Here is an 18,530-nt window from a genome sequence, read left to right as displayed (position 1 = left end):
AAGACGCTGTGTGAAGGCTTCGCAGCTAAAGCTGCTCCTGCAAGCTTCGGTGTTTATTGCGCTATATGGCCGGCACTGGTTACTCAGCTCCCCGGCGTACCGTGGGCTTCTTCGAAGAAGTAGTCCTTCCAGCTCGCCGCCTTGTTTTTCAACACGCCCAGCTCATGCAACTTCTCGGCATAGATGAAGGTGCGCTGCGGGGTGATGGTGAAGTCGATTTCCGGATCGGCGACGATCTTCTCGACCAGCGTCAATGGCAGTTTGGACTGCTCGACGCGGATGTAGGTCTGCGCGGCGGCCGGTTTGTCGGCTTTGATGATTTTCTCGGCTTCGGCCAGTGCGTCGTAGAACGCCTTGTAGGTCTTGGGGTTCTCGTCGTGGAACTTCTGGGTGGTGTACAGCACGTTGAACGTAGCCTGGCCACCAAGCACGTCATACGAACTGAGCACTTTATGCACGCCCGGGTTTTCCAGCGCCTGGTACTGGAACGGCGGGCTGGAGAAGTGCGAGTTGATCTCCGAGCCACCGGCAATCAGCGCGGCCGTAGCATCCGGGTGGGCCAGGCTCACCGAGATATTGTCGAATTTCTTGTACTGGTCGTTGCCGAACTGCCGCGCCGTTTCGATCTGCAAGGTCCGCGACTGGAACCCCACGCCCGCTGCCGGTACGGCGATACGGTCTTTGTCGGTGAAGTCCTTGAGGGTCTTCACGTTCGGGTTGTTGGTCAGCAGGTAGTTGGGCATCGAGCCCAACGAGGCAATGGCCTTGACGTTCTGCTTGCCCTTTGTCCGGTCCCAGACCGTCAGCATCGGCGGTACGCCGGCCGACACCACATCCAGTGCGCCGGCCAGCAGACCTTCGTTCATCGCCGTGGCGCCGGACACGCTGTTCCAGTTCACCTCGATATCCAGACCTTGTTGCTTGCCGTGCTTCTCGATCAGTTGCTGGTCGCGCACCACATCGAGAATCAGATAACCGATCCCGAATTGCTGGGCGATGCTGATCTTGCCTTCGGCCTGGGCCGTACTGCTGAACAGCCCGCTCAAAGCCAAGGTCGCAGCCAGGCCGCCCAAGGCCGAACGTTTGAAAATAGTGCTCATGGAAAGACTCTCTTGGAATTTTGTGATGCTTAACGCTGCATGCCCCAGCGTTTCACGGTCAGACGTTCAATGTTGGCGAACAACAGGTTCTCGACCAGCAGGCCGATAAGGATCACCGCAGCCAGGCCGGCAAACACCTTGTCGGTGTACAGCTCGTTGCGGTTCTGGAAGATGTACCAGCCCAGGCCGCCCTTGCCCGACGAGGCGCCGAACACCAGTTCGGCGGCGATCAGGGTGCGCCAGGCGAAGGCCCAGCCAATCTTCAGGCCAGCCAGAATCGACGGCAGCGCCGCCGGAATCAGGATGTGCCAGACAAAGCGCAGACCCTTGAGGCCATAGTTGCGACCGGCCATGCGCTGCGTCTCGGACACCCCCAGAAAACCGGCATAGGTGTTCAACGCCAGTGCCCAGAGCACCGAGTGCACCAGGACGAAGATCAGGCTGTTCTGGCCCAGACCAAACCACAGCAACGCCAGCGGCAACAGGGCGATGGCCGGCAGCGGGTTGAACATGGCGGTCAGGGTACTGAGCAGGTCACGGCCCAGTTGGGTCGACACCGCCAGGGTGGTCAGACCAAAGGCCAGGACGATGCCGATCAGATACCCCTGAATCAACACCGTAAGCGAGATCCATACCTTGCCCAGCAGTTCGCCGCTGAGCAGGCCTTCGTAAAACGCTTTGGCAGTCTGCAAGAAGCTCGGCAGCAGCAGGTCGTTGGCCTGGATGCGGGCGACCACTTCCCAGAGCACGGCCAGGACGATCATGATCAGGGTCTTGCGCACCCAGCCCAGTTGCCAGATGCGCTGCAGCAGGGGAATGTCACGGGCCAGCTCGCTCTGAACGAATGGTTCAAGCGCGACTTCATATTCTTCGCGGCGCGGCGAAGACGGATTGGTGGAAATACTCATGGTTTGAATCTCTGCGGGCAGGCCAGGCCTGCCGGTGAATGCTCAATACGCGATGCGTATGTCCTGAAAGCCCAGTTCACGCTCGGTCTGGCTGCCACCGGGCTGCTCGTCGAACAGCAAGCGGTGGATGCGCTGCGCGGTCTGCTGAAACCCCACCCCGCCCAGGCTCTGCAAGTCGTACTGGTGGCTGTTGATCTCGGCGCGAACCCGGCCCGGATGCGGCGACAGCAGCAGGATGCGGTTGCCGACCACCAACGCCTCTTCAATGGAGTGGGTGACGAACAACAGGGTGAAACGCACCTCGTCCCATAGCTCTAGCAACTCTTCCTGCATCTTGCGCCGGGTCAGCGCGTCGAGCGCGGCGAAAGGCTCATCCATCAGCAGGATCTTCGGCTGCATGGCCAGCGCGCGGGCAATCGCTACCCTCGCTTTCATGCCGCCAGACAAAGTGTGCGGGTACGCCTGGGCGAAAGCGCTCAGGCCGACCTTGTCCAGATAGTATTTGGCACGCTCCAGCGCCTCGGGACGCTTGAGGGTGCGCGAGGCCAGCAGCGGGAACATGACGTTCTCGATCACCGTCTTCCAGGGCGGTAACTGGTCGAACTCCTGGAACACCACGATGCGGTCCGGTCCCGGTTCGCTGACCTGATGACCGGCCAGACGAATCTGCCCCTCGCTGGGCCTGATGAAACCGGCCACGGCCTTGAGCAGGGTGGACTTGCCGCAGCCCGAGGGGCCGAGCAGGACGAAGCGGTCAGACGGATCGACCTCGAAACTGACCTGATGGGTCGCCCGCACAACCCGCTCCGGGGTACGGTATTCCAAACTCACATTCTGTACTTGCAACAAGGCCTCAGCGGCGGGCTGATTGGCCTGTTGCGCGGGATTGTTATGGCTAGCCGTATGGCTTTGCACGACAGCATTCATGTCGGCGCTCCTCTAAATCGGTACGGCTGATCAGTAAGGCGCAGTGCCCTGAATGGTCGTGCGGTGCAAGCGGCGGCGCAGATGGGCCGGGCAGCCGGTCGCCAGGTGGATCAATGAACGGTTGTCCCAGAACACCATGTCGTTGTCCTGCCATTGGTGGCGGTAGACGTTCTCGGGGCGGGTGCTGTGGGCATACACCTCGGCGAGAATCTGGCGGCTTTCGTCTTCAGGCACACCGACGATATGGGTGGTGAAGTTTTCACTGACAAATAGCGCCTTACGGCCATTCTCCGGGTGGGTACGCACCACCGGATGCGCCACTTCAACCACCTGAGCCAGTTGCTCGGGGGTCAGGGTCGGCCGCCAGTTTTCGGCGTTGTGACCGTCACGGTAGCGCGCGGTATAGCTGTGCACTGCTTTGCGGCCTTCCACGGCCTTGCGCAGATGCTCAGGCAAGGTTTCCCAGGCCTTGTGCATGTCGGCGAACAATGTGTCGCCGCCTTCGCTGGGCAGTTCCTGGGCATAGAGCATCGAACCCAGGCTTGGCAGCTCTTTGTAGGACAGGTCCGAATGCCAGAACTTGCCCGCATCGCCCAGGCCGATGGGCTGGCCGTCTTCAACGATATTGGAAACGATGAGGATTTCCGGGTGGTTGGCCAACAGGAACTGCTTGAGCACGTGGATCTGCAATACACCGAAACGACGGCTGAAATCGATCTGCTGCTGCGGGGTGATCCGCTGGTCACGGAACACCACCAAATGGTGGTCCAGATGGGCTTTATGGACCCGGGCAAAGTCGCTGTCGTTGAGGCTGCGAGACAAATCCAGGCCGACAATCTCGGCACCGACATTGCCGGACAAAGGGCGTACTTCGAAGGATTGGCTGGCCGATTGTGCGGCTGAAGAAGCGAGGGAGGCTGCTGGCATGAGTACTCCGATTCAAAGGACCAGGAACTGAATGGAGTAACTGTATCGATATAAGAAATTAAATTTAAATACCGTTATTGAATATGCATATGACTGGTTTCAAATGCTTCGCGGCTGAAGCCGCTCCTACGGGCGTACGCCTGCAAGAGCGGCTTCAGCCGCGAAAATGCTGCTATTGAAACTGTTACTGCTTAGAACGCCGGCAATACCGCGCCGTCGTATTTCTTCTCGATGAAAGCTTTGACTTCAGGGCTGGTCAGCGCCTTGGACAGCTTCTGGATCGCGTCGGTGTTGGCGTTGTCGGCACGGGTTACCAGATAGTTCACGTACGGCGAATCGGCGCCTTCAATGATCAGTGCATCCTTTTTCGGGTTGAGCTTGGCTTCCAGCGCGTAGTTGGTGTTGATCAGCGCCAGATCGACCTGGCTCAGGGTACGCGGCAGTACCGCCGATTCCAGCTCACGGAATTTCAGCTTTTTGGGGTTGGTTGCGATGTCTTTCGGGGTCGACAGGGCGTTGGTCGGGTCTTTCAGGGTGATCAGGCCGCCTTTTTGCAACAGCAACAGGGCACGGCCGGCATTGCTGCCCTCGTTGGGGATCGCCACGGTGGCGCCCTCAGGCAGCTCGTTCAGGCTCTTGTATTTCGACGAGTAACCACCAAAGGGTTCGACGTGTACACCCACACCGGTGGTCAGGGTCGCGCCTTTACCTTTATTGAACCCGTCCAGATAAGGCTTGGTCTGGAAGTAGTTGGCGTCCAGACGCTTCTCGTTGAGCTGTACATTGGGCTGCACGTAGTCGGTGAAAACCTTGATTTCCAGGTCCACCCCTTCCTTGGCCAGGGTCGGCTTGATCAGCTCAAGGATTTCGGCATGCGGAACCGGGGTCGCGCCAACCACCAGTTTCTCGCCGGCATGTGCCAGGCCTGTCGAGAACGCCACTGCCAGTGCGGCCATCAGGAATGTCTTTTTCATGCGTTGCCCCTTGGAGGATCTGTGTTGCTTATGAGTATTTGAGGGTCCCGATGGTGGCCATTGGGACGTGGAGCAGACATTAGCGGGCTTTTTTATTACCACAAAATACTTTTTATCAATCTTCTTATTACTTTTACAGATAAGCCTCTGGTGCGCTATTTCCTGACCAGTTGGCAAAAAAAACGCCGCAGCCCATCACGGACTACGGCGTTGAAATCAGCGACTCAAAGGGCTCAGCCCGGCAGTTGCTCAAGGCGCACGGTGAGTGTTTGCAACAGGCTTTTCAGTTGCGCCAGTTGCGCAGGCTCGGCATTACCCAGCAAACGACGGGTCTGGTGTTCAATTTCAGCCAGCGGATCGTTGCTGCCCGGCAGATTGAGGTGTTCTGGCAGAATTTCTTCGCCGCTGCTGACCAGCAGGGCGAAGTGGATGACGTTTTCCAGCTCGCGGGTATTGCCCGGCCAGTCGTGGGCCTGCAACACCTCATGGGCAGCATCGCTGATCAACTGCACCGGCAGGTTCAGGCGCTGGCTGTAGATACCGACGAAGTATTCGGCCAACGGCAGGATATTGCCCGGCTGTTCGCGCAAGGCAGGCAGGTCGAGACGGCCTTCGCTGAGGTAATGGTACAAGCGCTCGTGAAACTTGCCCGCCGCCACGGCCTTGGCCAGGTCGATACTGGTCGCCGCGACCAGGCGCACATCCACTGGGCTGGGCTGCTGTGAGCCGACCCGGGTGACTTCATGATTTTCCAGCGCGGCCAACAGCTTGCTCTGAATCGGCAGCGGCAGGTCGCCGATTTCATCCAGATACAGCGTGCCGCCGTTGGCCGAACCGAACCAGCCGGCGCGGCTACTTGGTGAGCCGTTGTGGGCGCCAGGCGCGTGGCCGAACAGCTCGGCTTCGGCATAGGTCGGACTCAGCGCCCCGCAATTGACCGAAACGAACAGGCCACCGCGATCACTGCCACGATGAATGTGGCGGGCCAGCAGCTCTTTACCGGTGCCCGGTTCGCCGCGAATCAGGATCGGCAACGGCCCCGCCGCCAGTTGCTCCATTTCGGTACGCAACTGCCGCGAGCGGGGGTCGATGAACACCAGCGCCTTGGCACGGATGCTCAGCGGGCTCTTGTCAGCATCAGGGAAGGTCAGAAACGACTGACCAGGAATCTCTTGAACACTCATGAATAACTCCCGCCAGCGCCATCCTGGCCCCGGCGTTACAAAAAATGGCCCCGGATCGGAGCTGATAAATAAAACGCAGACTCAAGCGCGCCGACGCGACTGTTGCTCCAGGCGGCTTTGCAGGCGGTAAAGGTAGGCGAAGCCCTGCTCCCAGCGTTGGTGACCGGACTTGACGTTGATGTGCCCGGCCTGGCTCAGAAAGCCCACCTCGGCGCCCCAGTGGCGGGCCATTTCCATGGCACGCTGGGTGCTGACCGCCGGATCGTTGTCAGAACTGACAATCTGGGTCGGGAACGGCAGCAGGTGATCGGGAATCGGCGCAAAATTTCGCAGCGCCGGCGGGCAATTGGGCCGCTCGACGTCGGCAGGCGCAACCAGCAATGCCCCATGCACTTGACGCAGCGACTCGACCGGCGCCAGTTGCGCCCAGTGCGCCACCGTGATGCAGCCCAGACTATGGGCGATCAGGATCACCGGCGAGCTGTGCGCGGCAATCGAACGCTGCAACTCACCCACCCAATCTTCACGACGTGGTTTGTCCCAGTCAGCCTGTTGTACACGGGCGCTGTTGGGCAAGCTATTCTGCCAATGAGTCTGCCAGTGATCGTCCGGCGACCCTTGCCAACCTGGCACGATCAGATAACGGATGGATTCGTTATGCATGGGGTCGCCTCCTGAAGGCCTGTATCCATGCAGCGAGTATAGGGAGGCAATATATATTCGTTAAGGAATAAGAAGATATTTATTAATTCCATAGAGAAATAACAGCATTTCTTCTCCCCTAGCCAACACAGGGTGTATCGCGCATGCCCGAGCCAAGCAGCCTCGCCAGTTGGACCCGCGCTCTGCGCAAGCAACTCGACGTCCTGGGCCTGGACAGCGCCGGGCTGTGCCTGGCAGCCGGGTTTGACCCGCACACACGCGAGGCGCCGGGGGCGACGCTACGCTTGTGGCAACTGGCAGTGCAGGCCAGCGCCGACCCGGCCTTGGGCCTGCGGGTGTCACGCTTTGTCAGCCCGACCAGTTTTCATGCGCTGGGCTACACCCTGGTGGCCAGCGAATCGTTGCGCGAGGTGTTCGAGCGGATCGTGCGCTATCACTCCCCCACTCGCGACGCCCTGCAACTGAGCTTCCAGAAAACCGGCGAGCGCTACGAATTCAGCTTCAGCCCACCGCCAGACTGCGCGGCTCCCGTGCCCGAGATGCTCGATGCCTTTGCTGCCATCTACGTCCGCACCTGCCGTAACCGCCTGGGGCGTAGCTATGCACCGCTGGAGGTGCACCTGCAACGCCCCCAGCCGGAAAACCCGCTGCCGTGGCAGGAGCTGTTTCGCGCGCCGTTGTTTTTCGGCGCGGCGCACAACCTGTTGGTGTTCGCCAGCCGCGACTTCGACAGCCACCTGGATGACGGCGCCACCCAGCCGGGCGAGCCGGCAGCACAGGCCCAGGCGCTGATCTGGGAGCCACGGGTGCGCAGCGCGATCGAAGCGCAGTTACCCGAAGGCGAACCGAGCGCCGAGACCGTTGCCCAGGTTTTAGGCTTGAGCCTGCGCAGCCTGCAACGGCACTTGGCCGACGAAGGCTGCCGCTATGATCTGCTGGTCAACCAGTGCCGGGAAAACCTTGCGTTGCTGCACATCAACGACCCGGACGCCTCACTCAGCGAGATTGCGTCGCTGCTGGGGTTTGCCGATGTCGACAGTTTCAGCCGCGCCTTCAAGCGTTGGACCGGCCTGACCCCGACGCAGTATCGCCAGGGGCTGGCACGTTAGCAGGGTGCGCGGGCGCGCAGCACATTGGCTGCCTTGCGCAGCTTATCGATATCGAAGACTTCCAGTTGCTCCTGGCCCAGCCGGATGATCCTGCGCTGCTGCAAGTCTTGCAGGACTTCCAGCAAGGCGGCGCGCGACAACGCTACGGTAGGGCAGGCTTCAATCGCCTCGAAACCGACCAGCCGCCGGGCATGGCTCAGTTGCCCGTAGCCTTCGCAGAGCAGTAACAACCGCCAGGCGACGCGGGCGCGATCCGGCAGGCTGTGCAGTTTTTCCGGGCGCAGCAATGGCAGGCCGAGCTTGTTACTGAGCAACTGGGCAAAAAAGCGTAAATCTTCAGGGTGCTCAAGCAGCCATTGATCAATAAACGGCTGGGGCACCTGCAAAAAGATGCTCTGCACCAGAGAATAGGCATCCAGCGTGCGTGGCTGGCCATCGAACAGCGACACCTCGCCAAACCAGAACGGCGCCACCAGCTCTTCAAGCCGTGGCGTCAGACGCTGTTGCCCGGCACTGCCCATGCGCACCGCGCCCTCAAGCAGCACGTACAGGCCACAGGGCGGGTCACCCTGAGCAAACAGCAGCTTGCCTGGGGTAATACGCCGTTGTCGCGCAGCGCCCAATAAAGCGTCTTGCAAGGCGGCCGGCAATTGCCCAAACCAGTAGTCGCTCATCAAGCGCGACCGCCACAGCGTTCCATTTGTCATTTCTGCTCCCTTTTTTCGTAGGCAGGTGTTTGCTGGAGCAGCTACTGTGTAGCCAACCCATCAACGCTGCGGGCAGGAATAATAATGAAAAACCTGGTCGATCATCTCAGCCAATATGCGGCTTATCACCGTGATTGGCGCAATATCGTGACCCACTTCCTGGGTATTCCACTGATCGTACTGGCCGTGACGATTCTTCTGTCACGCCCTGGGGTACTTGCCTACGGCCTATGGCTGTCACCGGCCTTGCTGGTCGCCGTGGCGTCGGTACGTTTCTATCTGCGTCTGGACCGGCCACTGGGCGTATTGATGTCGGTGTTGCTGCTGTTGTGCCTATGGAGCGGTGCCAGCCTGGCACAGCAATCCACCAGCGTATGGCTGGCATGGGGCGTGGGCCTGTTCGTGACTGGCTGGATCATCCAGTTCATCGGCCACTACTACGAAGGCCGCAAACCGGCGTTCATCGACGACGTGACCGGGCTGATCATCGGCCCGTTGTTCGTGGTGGCAGAACTGGCCTTCCTGCTGGGGATGCGCAAGGACTTGCAGCAGGCGATCGAGAAACGGGTGGGGCCGGTACGCAAGCGTAAGCCTGTCACAGGTTGAGAAACCGGCTCAGGCCAGGACGTCGTTGCCCCGGCGCCTGAACCAGCCAGTCAGCGACAGCCGGTCGCGGCTGGCTGGCAATACCTCATGCGCCACCTCACCAGACAGAAAGATGGCCAGGCAACCGCTGATCGGCTGCACGTCATGCGGCGCGTCGTTTTCCAGGTACATCCGCAACTGACCGCCCTCTTGCGGCTGCCAGTCAGGATTGAGGTACAACACCGCCGAGACCATGCGCCGGTCGTCATCGCGAAAGCGATCCAGATGCCGCTTGTAGAACGCCCCCGGCGGGTAGAAAGCGAAGTGGCTCTCGAAATCTTCCAGGCCCATGAACAAATCGCGGTTCAAGGCCGTCCGCAAGCTGTCCATGACCTGCAGGTACTGGTCACAGACACCTGACTGCCCCGGCTCCAGCCACTGGATATGATCGCCGCGAATCCCCTCGCGCACCTCCTGCGCCAGCCCACGACCAACCCCGGCCGGCTCCAGGTCACCGGCAGCGGCACGCCGACGGCACTCGGCGGCCAGTTCGCGGGTCAGTTCATCAGGCAGGAACACGTCCTGCTGCGACCAGCCGCGGGTGGCAAGGTCGTCAACAATGCGCTGTAACAAGGGGTGATCGGTGGGGATGGGCGTGGCGTGCATGGAGCACCTCAGAAACTGACTGCGAGTGCCTCGCAAACGTTTTCAGAGGCTGCCTATAGTAGCCGTAACCCCGGCTATCCAATAGTGGGTTACCGGGCTGTTGCAGTTTTAATTGATCCGGCGCAGGCATGCCTCGACAAACCCCCGCCAACGCACCGAGAATAGTGGCCTGCCGACAGGAGTCCCGAATGCGTCGTTTGTGTGTTGTGTTGTTGCTGTTGTGCGCACTGCCTGCCTGGGCAGACAACTTCGATCAGTTGTACAAAGCCGCTGGCTGGCCGCAACAACGGGCGCATTTCAATGACGCGCTCAAGGCTGCGCAGCAGCGCTATCAGGCCAACCTGCCACCGGCGGTGTTCCAGGCCCTGGTCAACAACAGCAACCAGCGTTTTGCGGCGCAGGCCGTCGACCAGCGCGCAGCGCAGCGGCTGCGCGAAACCCTCAAGGATCCGGCTCCGGCCTTGCGTTTTTTTCAGTCGCCGCTGGGGCGCAAAATCGTCAATGCCGAGCTGACCGCCACCCGCGCCGATCAACTGGCCAAACACGCCCAGGGGCTGCCGGTGATCCAGGCCGACTCGACCCGCCAATTGCTGATCGGCCATCTGGCCCAGGCGCTGCCGGCCAAGCAGGCCGGTGCCGAGGTCAGCCTGGCGCTGGCCGGGGTCGCCGCCGACAGCCTCAGCCAGATGATTCCGGGGCTGCTGGGCGGTGGTCAGGCCCAAGGCATGCTCGAAGGCCAGCGCGAACGGCTGATGGCGCAGATTGCCGCAGACCTCAACAACACCCTGCTGTACGTCTACCGCGACCTTTCGGACCCGGAACTGGAGCAGTTCTCAAGCTTTGCCGAATCACCCGAAGGTCGGGCCTATTATCAGGCGGCGCTGGCGGCGATCAAGGCAGGCCTGGCAGTCGGGCAGAGCAACTCAAACCTATAAGTGGGTTCAGCTCCGAAAGCGCCCATTGAGAAACTCGAAATACTGAGCGCGCAATTCGGGAATCTCATTGGCCAGGTGGTGCCTGGCCTCACGCAGCATCAGAATCTGCGGGTCGCTGAATTTTTCGTTGAGCACACTCAGGTTGTAGCTCCAGTCCACGGTCATGTCCGACTCGCCCTGCACGATCCACGGCTGCCGTTCGCTGCGTGGCGCCTTCTCGATATGCACGATCCAGCGCGCCAGCGCCCCGACCCAGGCAGTGGGCAGGCGCCGCGGCTGCAAGGGGTCGGCCATCAGAAACGGCAGAAACGCCGGGGCATTGGAGTTTTCGGTAAAGCGCCGGGCAATGCCGCTGACAAACGGTCGCAGCAAGTAGTAACTGGCCTTGGACCAGCCCCACGCCCTTGGCCGTACCAGCGGAGATAACAGAATCACCTGGCCTTGGGCCGGGCTGTCGCTGCCGCGATGCAGTACATGGTCGACCACGATGGCGCCGCCGGTGCTCTGCCCGCACAAGTGCCAGGGCTGCGGCAACTGCAAGGCTTGCGCCTCGGCCAGCAGACGCTGCAGCACGGTCTGGTACTCGGCGAAGTCACCAATGCTCGCCCGGCTGCCGCTGGACAGCCCATGCCCCGGCAGGTCGCAAGACAGCACCGCAAAGTTCTGCGCCAGCGCCCACTCGATCACATGCCGATACAAACCCATATGATCGTAGAAACCGTGCATCAGGATCAGTGTCGCCAGCGGTCGCTCCGGCAACCAGACCTGGCCGACGATTTGGTACTGATCCACATCCAGACGGCCCAGCCAGCTGCGAATGACCTTTTCACCGCCCAATGCACCCAGGCTGTAGAAACGCTGGTAAGCCTGCCCGGCTGGCGACAGAACATCATCGGCGCTCAGCGGCTGCAGGCTGGCACGTAACTGATCGGGGTCGAAGGTGTCGGTCATGGCAAATCCACAGGCGCAGGGCAAGGTGTTGCACTGATCTTCATCTGTCTGTCGCTGGCTGGCAAGCCACAAGCTGGCACTACCCAGGCGCCGTCACAGACTGTAGGGTGCGGCTCTGCTTCAGTCAGCCAGCCACTTGCAGAGACACCGGATGAAACGCAGCCTTACCGTCCTCGCCATCGCCCTTGGCCTGCTTGTCGCAGGTGCGACCTGGTACGTCCACAGCAAACAACCCGTGCGTGCCGGCGAACTGGCCCTCAACGGTCTGCGCGCGCCGGTCAGCGTGCGTTATGACGAACGTGGTGTGCCGCATATCCGCGCCGAAAACCAGGCCGACATGTACCGGGCGCTGGGCTATGTGCAAGCCCAGGACCGGCTGTTCCAGATGGAAATGCTGCGCCGTCTGGCGCGCGGTGAACTGGCAGAGGTGCTGGGCCCCAAACTGATCGACACAGACCGGCTGTTTCGCACCTTGCGCATCCGCGAACACGCCGACGCCTATGTCGCCCGTCAGGACCGTACAACCCCGGCTTGGCAGGCACTGGAGGCCTATCTGGACGGCATCAACCAGTACCAGGACAGCCGCGCCAGGCCGCTGGAGTTCGACCTGCTGGGCATTGCGAAACGGCCGTTCAGCGCCGAAGACACGCTGAGCATCGGCGGTTACCTGGCCTATAGCTTCGCTGCGGCGTTTCGTACCGAACCGTTGCTGACCTACGTGCGTGACGAGTTGGGCGCCAATTACCTGAAAGTATTCGATCTGCAATGGCATCCCGACGGCATTCTGGCTGGCCAGCCGGGGCTGAGCCACAACGACTGGCACGACCTCGGTGCCTTGGCGCAATTGAGCCAACAGGCCTTGCAGGACGCCGGCCTGCCACAGTTCGAAGGCAGCAATGCCTGGGCCATCGCCGGTAGCCGCACCCGCAGTGGCAAGCCGCTGCTGGCCGGAGACCCGCATATCCGCTTCTCGGTGCCGGCGGTGTGGTACGAGGCGCAGTTGTCGTCCCCGGATTTCGAGCTGTACGGTCACTACCAGGCACTCAATCCCTTCGCCTTTCTCGGTCACAACATGGATTTCGGCTGGAGCCTGACCATGTTCCAGAACGATGACCTGGACCTGATCGCCGAGAAAACCAACCCAGACAACCCCGAGCAGGTCTGGTGTCAGGGCCGCTGGGTGGAGATGACCCGCAGCGAACAGCAGATCGCGGTCAAGGGCCAGCCACCGGTGACCCTGACCCTGCGCCGCTCGCCGCACGGGCCGATCATCAACGACGCACTGGGCAAACAGGCCGGCAGCACGCCGATTGCCATGTGGTGGTCATTTCTGGAGGCCGATAACCCGGTGCTCGACGGTTTCTATCAGGCCAACCGCGCCGATACGCTGGACAAGATGCGCAGCGCCGCAGCGAAGATTCAGGCGCCGGGGCTGAACATCGTCTGGGCCAACGCCAGCGGCGACATTGGCTGGTGGGCTGCCGGGCAACTGCCAATCCGCCCACAGGGCGTCAACCCGGCCTTCATTCTCGACGGCAGCAGCGGCCAGGCCGAGAAACCGGGTTTTCACCCGTTCAGCGCCAACCCCCAGGAAGAAAACCCGGCCCGCGGCTACATCATCTCGGCCAATTTCCAGCCGCTATCGCCGGCCGGCATCGAGATTCCCGGCTACTACAACCCACCGCAACGCGGCCAACAGCTCGATCGGCAGCTGCGTGATGCCTCAGTGAAATGGGACCTGAAGTCGAGCAAGGCCCTGCAACTGGGCACCACCACCGACTATGCGCCGAGCATCCTCAAGCCCCTGTTGCCAGAGCTGTTGCGAGCCACTCAAGACCCGGCCGAACGGGCGCTGCTCGGCCAGCTTGCATCCTGGCAAGGCGACTACCCGCTGGACTCAGTGGCTGCCACGCTGTTTAACCAGTTGCTGTTCAACCTGGCAGACAAAGCCTTCAAGGACGACCTGGGCGATGCCCTGTTCGACACCCTGCTCTCAACCCGGGTGTTCGACTCGGCCATGCCGCGCCTGGCCGCCGACGCCGACTCGCCATGGTGGGACGACCGCCAGACGCCGGCCCGCGAAAGCCGCAGCGAGATCGTCCAGGCCGCCTGGCGCGCCAGCCTCGATCACCTGCGCAGCCTGTACGGCAATGACTCGCAGCAGTGGCAATGGGGCAAGGTTCATCAACTGACCCACGCCCATCCGCTGGGTGCCCAGAAGCCTCTGGACTGGCTGCTCAACGTCGGCCCCTTGCCGGCCCCCGGCAGCCACGAAGTCCCCAATAACCTGTCATCACGCACCGGCCCCGCACCATGGCCGGTCAACTACGGTCCCTCGACGCGCCGCCTGATCGACTTCGCCGACCCGGCCAACAGCCTGGGCATCAACCCGGTCGGCCAGAGCGGCGTACCGTTTGACCGCCACTATGCCGACCAGGCTGAAAGTTACATTCGTGGCGAGTACATGCCGCAGTGGTTCAGTGAGGCGGATGTGCAGGCACATCGGCAGGGGGAATTGCGGTTGGTGCCGAGACGTTAGTGAACATGAAACCTCGTAGGAGCAGCTTTAGCTGCGAAGCTTTCGCGACTGGAGCAAATGCTAAGATCCAAATCAGAGCCAGAGTGCAACTGGCCCAAGAGTTTCTTTAGCAAGTAATGCCTTACATAAACGCTCAATATAAATCTTGCAGAAATGGCCAGAAAACAACCGCACCTTAGAAAGGTGGCTAACCAATCACTTTCAGAACCACTCCCCCCAAGACTTTCAACCGAATTTCCGTGCGTAAACGCCGAACATCAGAGCCGCTCCATGACAAGAAACGGACACGTAACCAAAAGCCATAGCAACCAGACATTAGTACAAAGTGCCTTTATGGCCGCCAATCTTTTGAATTTACGAGACAAAAAGCTCAGCTCATAAACTTGCAGTTTCGAATTCCTTACCCCTAAGCCTTTATACAGGACCGCGAGCCCTATCATGATCAGTAAATGAGAACGCTCGCAGAACACAATCCGCTCCAGCGCCACTGTATGTAGCCGACGATATTCAGCATTCAAACCAACAGCCGCGATCATTTCACCCAAAAAATATCGGCTCAGATATACCTTCAAAAAATGGCTACCTGCGAAAAAAATCCAGGGACCCGCATAAAATAAAAAAAACGGGTTCTGCATCTCATTAATAATTCGCGCGATCAGATCAGGTCGTGTCAATGAAAGCTGCACCAGCCATGTCAGAAACCATATGACATTGAACGCAAGAAAAAAGGCATTACCTAATGCCAGCCGCCTCAAATGAGACGGAAATCTTTCAATTTCCATTGCATTGAGGTGACCGTTTGCAATCCTGCTTTTAGAAAAAAAAAGCGCTCGCCCAATCAACAACAACAGCCCGGCACGAGAGCCTAGTCCTAGATGTTCAATTCCCCTCATGTACTCCCGCTTGAATTCCGGACTGTCCTTGATAGCTTCAAGCATGTCGCCCAGATGGAAGCGACAGAGATACCGAACGAACAGATGCCGCAACACCACTAATACCAGAGGGCCCAATACATATATCTGTAGTGCTATAGACCTCCAAGACTCATGCTCAATCATGGATATACCCATTCATAGGCGAAATTACCGGCATCCTCTCCCCAATCACTTCCCTTTAATGTGCCTACCAAAGCTCCGATCCCGACAGCAGTTGCAGCACATACAACCGTTCCTACTCCAGCGCTGGCTGGCCCGAGGAGCAAGCAAATAGGCATCGCCGCCTTGCCTGCAATCCAACCACTTGCCATCCCAACTCCCGTTGCACCCAAGAACTTTCCACCCTCGACAAACTTGATCTTGCGACACGCGCTTTCATCGCCGTTTCGGCACACATCCTTGATTGCCGTAATCCCGGACATAGCCCCGAAACCAATACCGATGTAGCCCCCGACCTTCATCCAGGCAGTAGCTCGACTGATCGCTTTGACGTGCTCGGTATACCCCGGAATGGGTCCGGCCCCTCCGGCTTTACGCCAGTGATGCACCAGGCTTCGACTGGAGATTCCCAACGCATTTTTCAGTTTGTGGTGATCGTCAAGCGTAGTCATTGCACGCAAACGCTTGGAGCCCAGAAGGTGCTCATCCAGTTGGGCCAGCAGCTTCTTGCGTTCGCTGAAAAACTCCGGCGACTTGAGATGCCCGTGCCTGCGAAAGTTGTCAGCGTGCAACGCTTCAATTTTCTTTAAAACACTTTCAATACGCTTCAAATGCGCCTCCATCACCGCCGCACTCACCCCCAGCCAGGTCGATGTCTCCCCTGTAAACGAGGCGATCTCTGCGGCATGGCGCATCATGAAGTCAGCCTCCTCAGGCGTCAGTGGTGCCAGGGCAGCCTTGACCTCTTCGGCGGCAGCCAACAGTTGTGATTCGGCAAAGGTGCAGGTGCGGTTGTTCGGGTCGCTGAGGACGATCAGGGTGCCGGCCTTGAGGGTTTGATCCAGGCCGGGATTGAGCTGGCTGAACGAGCGCAACGCGGCGTTGGGCATGGCGCTGAACAGCTCACGGTACAGCTCGGCCGGTGACATGCTGCGTGGCACGATGTAAAAGCCGGGTTCGGCACCGACAACAGGTTCAGGGCGCAGTTGCTGTCTGGGCGGGGGATTTTCGAAGCTGTAGACCGGTGGCGGCGGGAGGCTTTCAGCACTCTGCGGCGTGGTCGGCCGCGGCATGACCCGCAGGCCGGTGTCGGGCGCTTTGGTGTATTGCGGGGTGGTTTTTGGCTCGCTCATCGCGCGGTCCCTGATCGTGGGATCGCAGCCTAGCAAGCGCTCGACGGGGATTTACGGGCCTACAGCAAAATTGGACGTGTCCTACATGTTTGATAGCGCTTGCTTCGTAGCCCAGCCGCGAAACCTTCGCGGCTGTTGCCAACCGATATCTAGCGATTCAACAGATCCAGTGCCACATCGACGATCATGTCTTCCTGACCGCCGACCATGCCGCGTTTGCCCAACTCGACCAGAATATCCACAGTTTTGAGGCCATAGCGGGCGGCAGCGGCCTCACTGTGGCGCAGGAAGCTGGAGTACACCCCTGCATAGCCCAACGCCAGAGATTCGCGGTCGACCCGCACGGGCCGGTCCTGCAGCGGCCGGACAATATCGTCGGCAGCGTCCATCAGGCTGTAGAGGTCGGTGCCATGGTTCCAGCCGAGCCGGTCGGCGGCGGCAATGAACACTTCCAGCGGTGCATTGCCGGCCCCGGCGCCCATGCCGGCCAGGCTGGCATCAATGCGGTCACAGCCCTCTTCCACCGCCACGATGGAGTTGGCCACGCCCAGCGAGAGGTTGTGGTGGGCATGCATGCCGGTCTGGGTTTCAGGCTTGAGCACCGCCTTGAACGCGCGCAACCGCTCACGCACATCCTGCATGCTCATCGCACCACCAGAATCGGCCATGTACACGCACGTCGCACCGTAGCTTTCCATCAGCCGCGCCTGCTCGGCCAGCCGCTCGGGCGCAATCATGTGGCTCATCATCAAAAAGCCCACAGTGTCCATGCCCAGCGAGCGGGCGAACTCGATGTGCTGCTTCGAGACATCGGCCTCGGTGCAATGGGTCGCGATACGCACCGAGCGGGCACCGGCATCATAAGCGGCCTTGAGGTCGTGCACCGTGCCGATGCCTGGCAGCAGCAAGGTGGTGATGCGCGCATGGCTGATCACATCGGCCACCGCTTCGATCCACTCCAGATCGGAATGCGCGGCAAAGCCGTAGTTGAAGCTCGATCCCTGCAGGCCGTCGCCATGGGCCACTTCAATGCTGTCGACCCTGGCCTTGTCCAGCGCCCGGGCGATGTCCTGAACGTTCTGGATCGAGTACTGGTGACGCACCGCATGGCTGCCATCGCGCAGCGTCACATCGGAGATATACAGCTTTTTCTCGGGGTTGAAAGTCATTGCAAGGATCCTCCGGCGTTCAGCATCGATTGCGCCATGCGCTCGGCGGTCGCCAGTGCGGCAGACGTCATGATGTCGAGGTTGCCCGCATAGGCCGGCAGGTAATGGGCGGCGCCCTCGACTTCCAGAAAGATCGAGGTCTTGATCCCGGAGAACCGGCCCAGCCCCGGAATGTTCAACGGCGCATCGACCGGGATGACCTCGAACTGCACCTGCTGCTTGAGGCGGTAACCGGGCACATACGCCTGCACGGCAGCGACCATCTCGGTCACCGAGGCTTCAATCAGCGCCTGATCGACACGCTCGGACAACACGAACACCGTGTCGCGCATCATCGGCGGCGGCTCGGCCGGGTTCATGACGATGATCGCTTTGCCTTTGCCGGCCCCGCCGATGACCTCAATGGCTCGCGAGGTGGTCTCGGTGAACTCATCAATGTTGGCGCGAGTTCCAGGGCCAGCTGACTTACTGGCAATAGAGGCGACGATCTCGGCGTAATGGACCCTGGCAACCCGTGACACCGCCGCCACCATGGGGATGGTCGCCTGGCCACCGCAGGTCACCATGTTGACGTTCAACTGCTCCAGGTTCTGTTCCAGGTTGGCCACCGGCACGCAGTAAGGACCGATTGCCGCCGGGGTCAGGTCAATCAGGCGGATGCCGGGTTTCACCGCACGCAACAAGGCGTCATTGCGCACATGGGCCGCGGCCGAGGTGGCATCGAAGACAAAATCGATCTCGTCGAACACCGCCAGACGGGTCAGGCCTTCGACCCCTTCGTGGGTCACCGCCACCCCCAGACGTGCGGCACGGGCCAGGCCATCGGAGGCCGGATCGATGCCGACCATCGCGCCCATTTCCAGGTAACGGGCATTACGCAGCACCTTGATCATCAGGTCGGTGCCGATATTGCCCGAGCCGACGATCGCGACTTTAAGCTTTCTGGTCATTGGTTTGGT

At 60.4% G+C, this 18,530-nt stretch carries 18 protein-coding genes; 4 read left to right on the top strand and 14 right to left on the bottom strand.

Features of this window, described 5'->3' with window-relative positions; all coding sequences use genetic code 11:
- Positions 1–83 precede the first annotated feature (83 nt).
- The 7 genes from NJC38_RS05650 to NJC38_RS05620 all read right to left on the bottom strand — a co-directional run bounded on the left by NJC38_RS05650 (position 84) and on the right by NJC38_RS05620 (position 6,683).
- Positions 84–1,100, bottom strand: a complete 1,017-nt coding sequence (locus NJC38_RS05650) for an ABC transporter substrate-binding protein (RefSeq protein WP_253112023.1) — start codon at positions 1,098–1,100, stop codon at positions 84–86.
- Positions 1,101–1,129: 29 nt separating this feature from the next.
- Positions 1,130–2,008, bottom strand: coding sequence for an ABC transporter permease (locus NJC38_RS05645; RefSeq protein WP_253112021.1), 879 nt, complete (start codon positions 2,006–2,008; stop codon positions 1,130–1,132).
- Positions 2,009–2,050: 42 nt separating this feature from the next.
- The gene (locus tag NJC38_RS05640; RefSeq protein ID WP_045486126.1) at positions 2,051–2,935 is read right to left on the bottom strand and encodes an ABC transporter ATP-binding protein; all 885 of its coding nucleotides are present in this window, start codon (positions 2,933–2,935) and stop codon (positions 2,051–2,053) included.
- A gap of 30 nt (positions 2,936–2,965) precedes the next feature.
- Complete coding sequence (locus tag NJC38_RS05635) at positions 2,966–3,862, bottom strand: TauD/TfdA family dioxygenase (RefSeq protein WP_045486123.1); 897 nt, start codon at positions 3,860–3,862, stop codon at positions 2,966–2,968.
- Between the two features lie 191 nt (positions 3,863–4,053).
- Positions 4,054–4,836 carry a MetQ/NlpA family ABC transporter substrate-binding protein gene (locus NJC38_RS05630; RefSeq protein ID WP_045486121.1) on the bottom strand — a complete coding sequence of 261 codons (783 nt, stop codon included), beginning with the start codon at positions 4,834–4,836 and terminating at the stop codon, positions 4,054–4,056.
- Between the two features lie 233 nt (positions 4,837–5,069).
- Positions 5,070–6,020: a sigma 54-interacting transcriptional regulator gene (locus NJC38_RS05625; protein ID WP_253112019.1), complete on the bottom strand. Its 951-nt coding sequence runs from the start codon at positions 6,018–6,020 to the stop codon at positions 5,070–5,072.
- Positions 6,021–6,101: 81 nt separating this feature from the next.
- Positions 6,102–6,683: an alpha/beta hydrolase gene (locus NJC38_RS05620; protein WP_045486115.1), complete on the bottom strand. Its 582-nt coding sequence runs from the start codon at positions 6,681–6,683 to the stop codon at positions 6,102–6,104.
- A 143-nt stretch (positions 6,684–6,826) separates the two neighbouring features.
- Here NJC38_RS05620 and NJC38_RS05615 point away from each other — a divergent pair, with 143 nt between their 5' ends.
- Positions 6,827–7,792: an AraC family transcriptional regulator gene (locus NJC38_RS05615; RefSeq protein WP_045486112.1), complete on the top strand. Its 966-nt coding sequence runs from the start codon at positions 6,827–6,829 to the stop codon at positions 7,790–7,792.
- On the opposite strand, the gene NJC38_RS05610 is transcribed toward NJC38_RS05615, so the two are convergent.
- Entirely contained in the window at positions 7,789–8,499 is a 711-nt protein-coding gene (locus NJC38_RS05610; RefSeq protein ID WP_045486109.1) for a Crp/Fnr family transcriptional regulator, read from the bottom strand. The genes NJC38_RS05615 and NJC38_RS05610 overlap by 4 nt on opposite strands.
- Before the next feature lie 84 nt (positions 8,500–8,583).
- Here NJC38_RS05610 and NJC38_RS05605 point away from each other — a divergent pair, with 84 nt between their 5' ends.
- A complete protein-coding gene (locus tag NJC38_RS05605) occupies positions 8,584–9,105 on the top strand; it encodes an Mpo1-like protein (RefSeq protein ID WP_253112017.1) in 522 nt (173 codons plus the stop codon).
- Between the two features lie 9 nt (positions 9,106–9,114).
- Here NJC38_RS05605 and NJC38_RS05600 read toward each other — a convergent pair whose 3' ends face one another.
- Entirely contained in the window at positions 9,115–9,750 is a 636-nt protein-coding gene (locus NJC38_RS05600; protein ID WP_045486103.1) for a 2OG-Fe(II) oxygenase, read from the bottom strand.
- A 188-nt stretch (positions 9,751–9,938) separates the two neighbouring features.
- Between NJC38_RS05600 and NJC38_RS05595 the strand changes: the two genes are divergently transcribed.
- Positions 9,939–10,685, top strand: a complete 747-nt coding sequence (locus NJC38_RS05595; RefSeq protein ID WP_045486100.1) for a DUF2059 domain-containing protein — start codon at positions 9,939–9,941, stop codon at positions 10,683–10,685.
- A gap of 6 nt (positions 10,686–10,691) precedes the next feature.
- On the opposite strand, the gene NJC38_RS05590 is transcribed toward NJC38_RS05595, so the two are convergent.
- Positions 10,692–11,636, bottom strand: a complete 945-nt coding sequence (locus NJC38_RS05590; protein WP_253112015.1) for an alpha/beta hydrolase — start codon at positions 11,634–11,636, stop codon at positions 10,692–10,694.
- A 151-nt stretch (positions 11,637–11,787) separates the two neighbouring features.
- On the opposite strand from NJC38_RS05590, the gene NJC38_RS05585 reads away from it, so the two are divergent.
- Positions 11,788–14,175: a penicillin acylase family protein gene (locus NJC38_RS05585; protein ID WP_253112013.1), complete on the top strand. Its 2,388-nt coding sequence runs from the start codon at positions 11,788–11,790 to the stop codon at positions 14,173–14,175.
- 257 nt (positions 14,176–14,432) lie between these two features.
- Here the strand turns inward: NJC38_RS05585 and NJC38_RS05580 are convergent, their stop codons facing one another.
- From NJC38_RS05580 to NJC38_RS05565, 4 genes are all read right to left on the bottom strand, one after another.
- Entirely contained in the window at positions 14,433–15,164 is a 732-nt protein-coding gene (locus NJC38_RS05580) for a hypothetical protein (RefSeq protein WP_253112011.1), read from the bottom strand.
- A 65-nt stretch (positions 15,165–15,229) separates the two neighbouring features.
- Positions 15,230–16,402: a hypothetical protein gene (locus NJC38_RS05575; RefSeq protein ID WP_253112009.1), complete on the bottom strand. Its 1,173-nt coding sequence runs from the start codon at positions 16,400–16,402 to the stop codon at positions 15,230–15,232.
- A 149-nt stretch (positions 16,403–16,551) separates the two neighbouring features.
- The gene (gene dmpG / locus NJC38_RS05570) at positions 16,552–17,571 is read right to left on the bottom strand and encodes a 4-hydroxy-2-oxovalerate aldolase (protein WP_253112007.1); all 1,020 of its coding nucleotides are present in this window, start codon (positions 17,569–17,571) and stop codon (positions 16,552–16,554) included.
- Entirely contained in the window at positions 17,568–18,521 is a 954-nt protein-coding gene (locus tag NJC38_RS05565; RefSeq protein ID WP_253111996.1) for an acetaldehyde dehydrogenase (acetylating), read from the bottom strand. The genes dmpG and NJC38_RS05565 overlap by 4 nt, the downstream gene beginning before the upstream one ends.
- Positions 18,522–18,530: the final 9 nt, after the last annotated feature.

The organism is Pseudomonas sp. 21LCFQ010, from assembly GCF_024129905.1.
In the GTDB taxonomy this organism is placed as follows: Bacteria; Pseudomonadota; Gammaproteobacteria; order Pseudomonadales; family Pseudomonadaceae; genus Aquipseudomonas.
The sequence above is the reverse complement of the archived record's forward strand: the minus strand, read 5'-3'. Positions and strand labels throughout refer to the sequence as shown.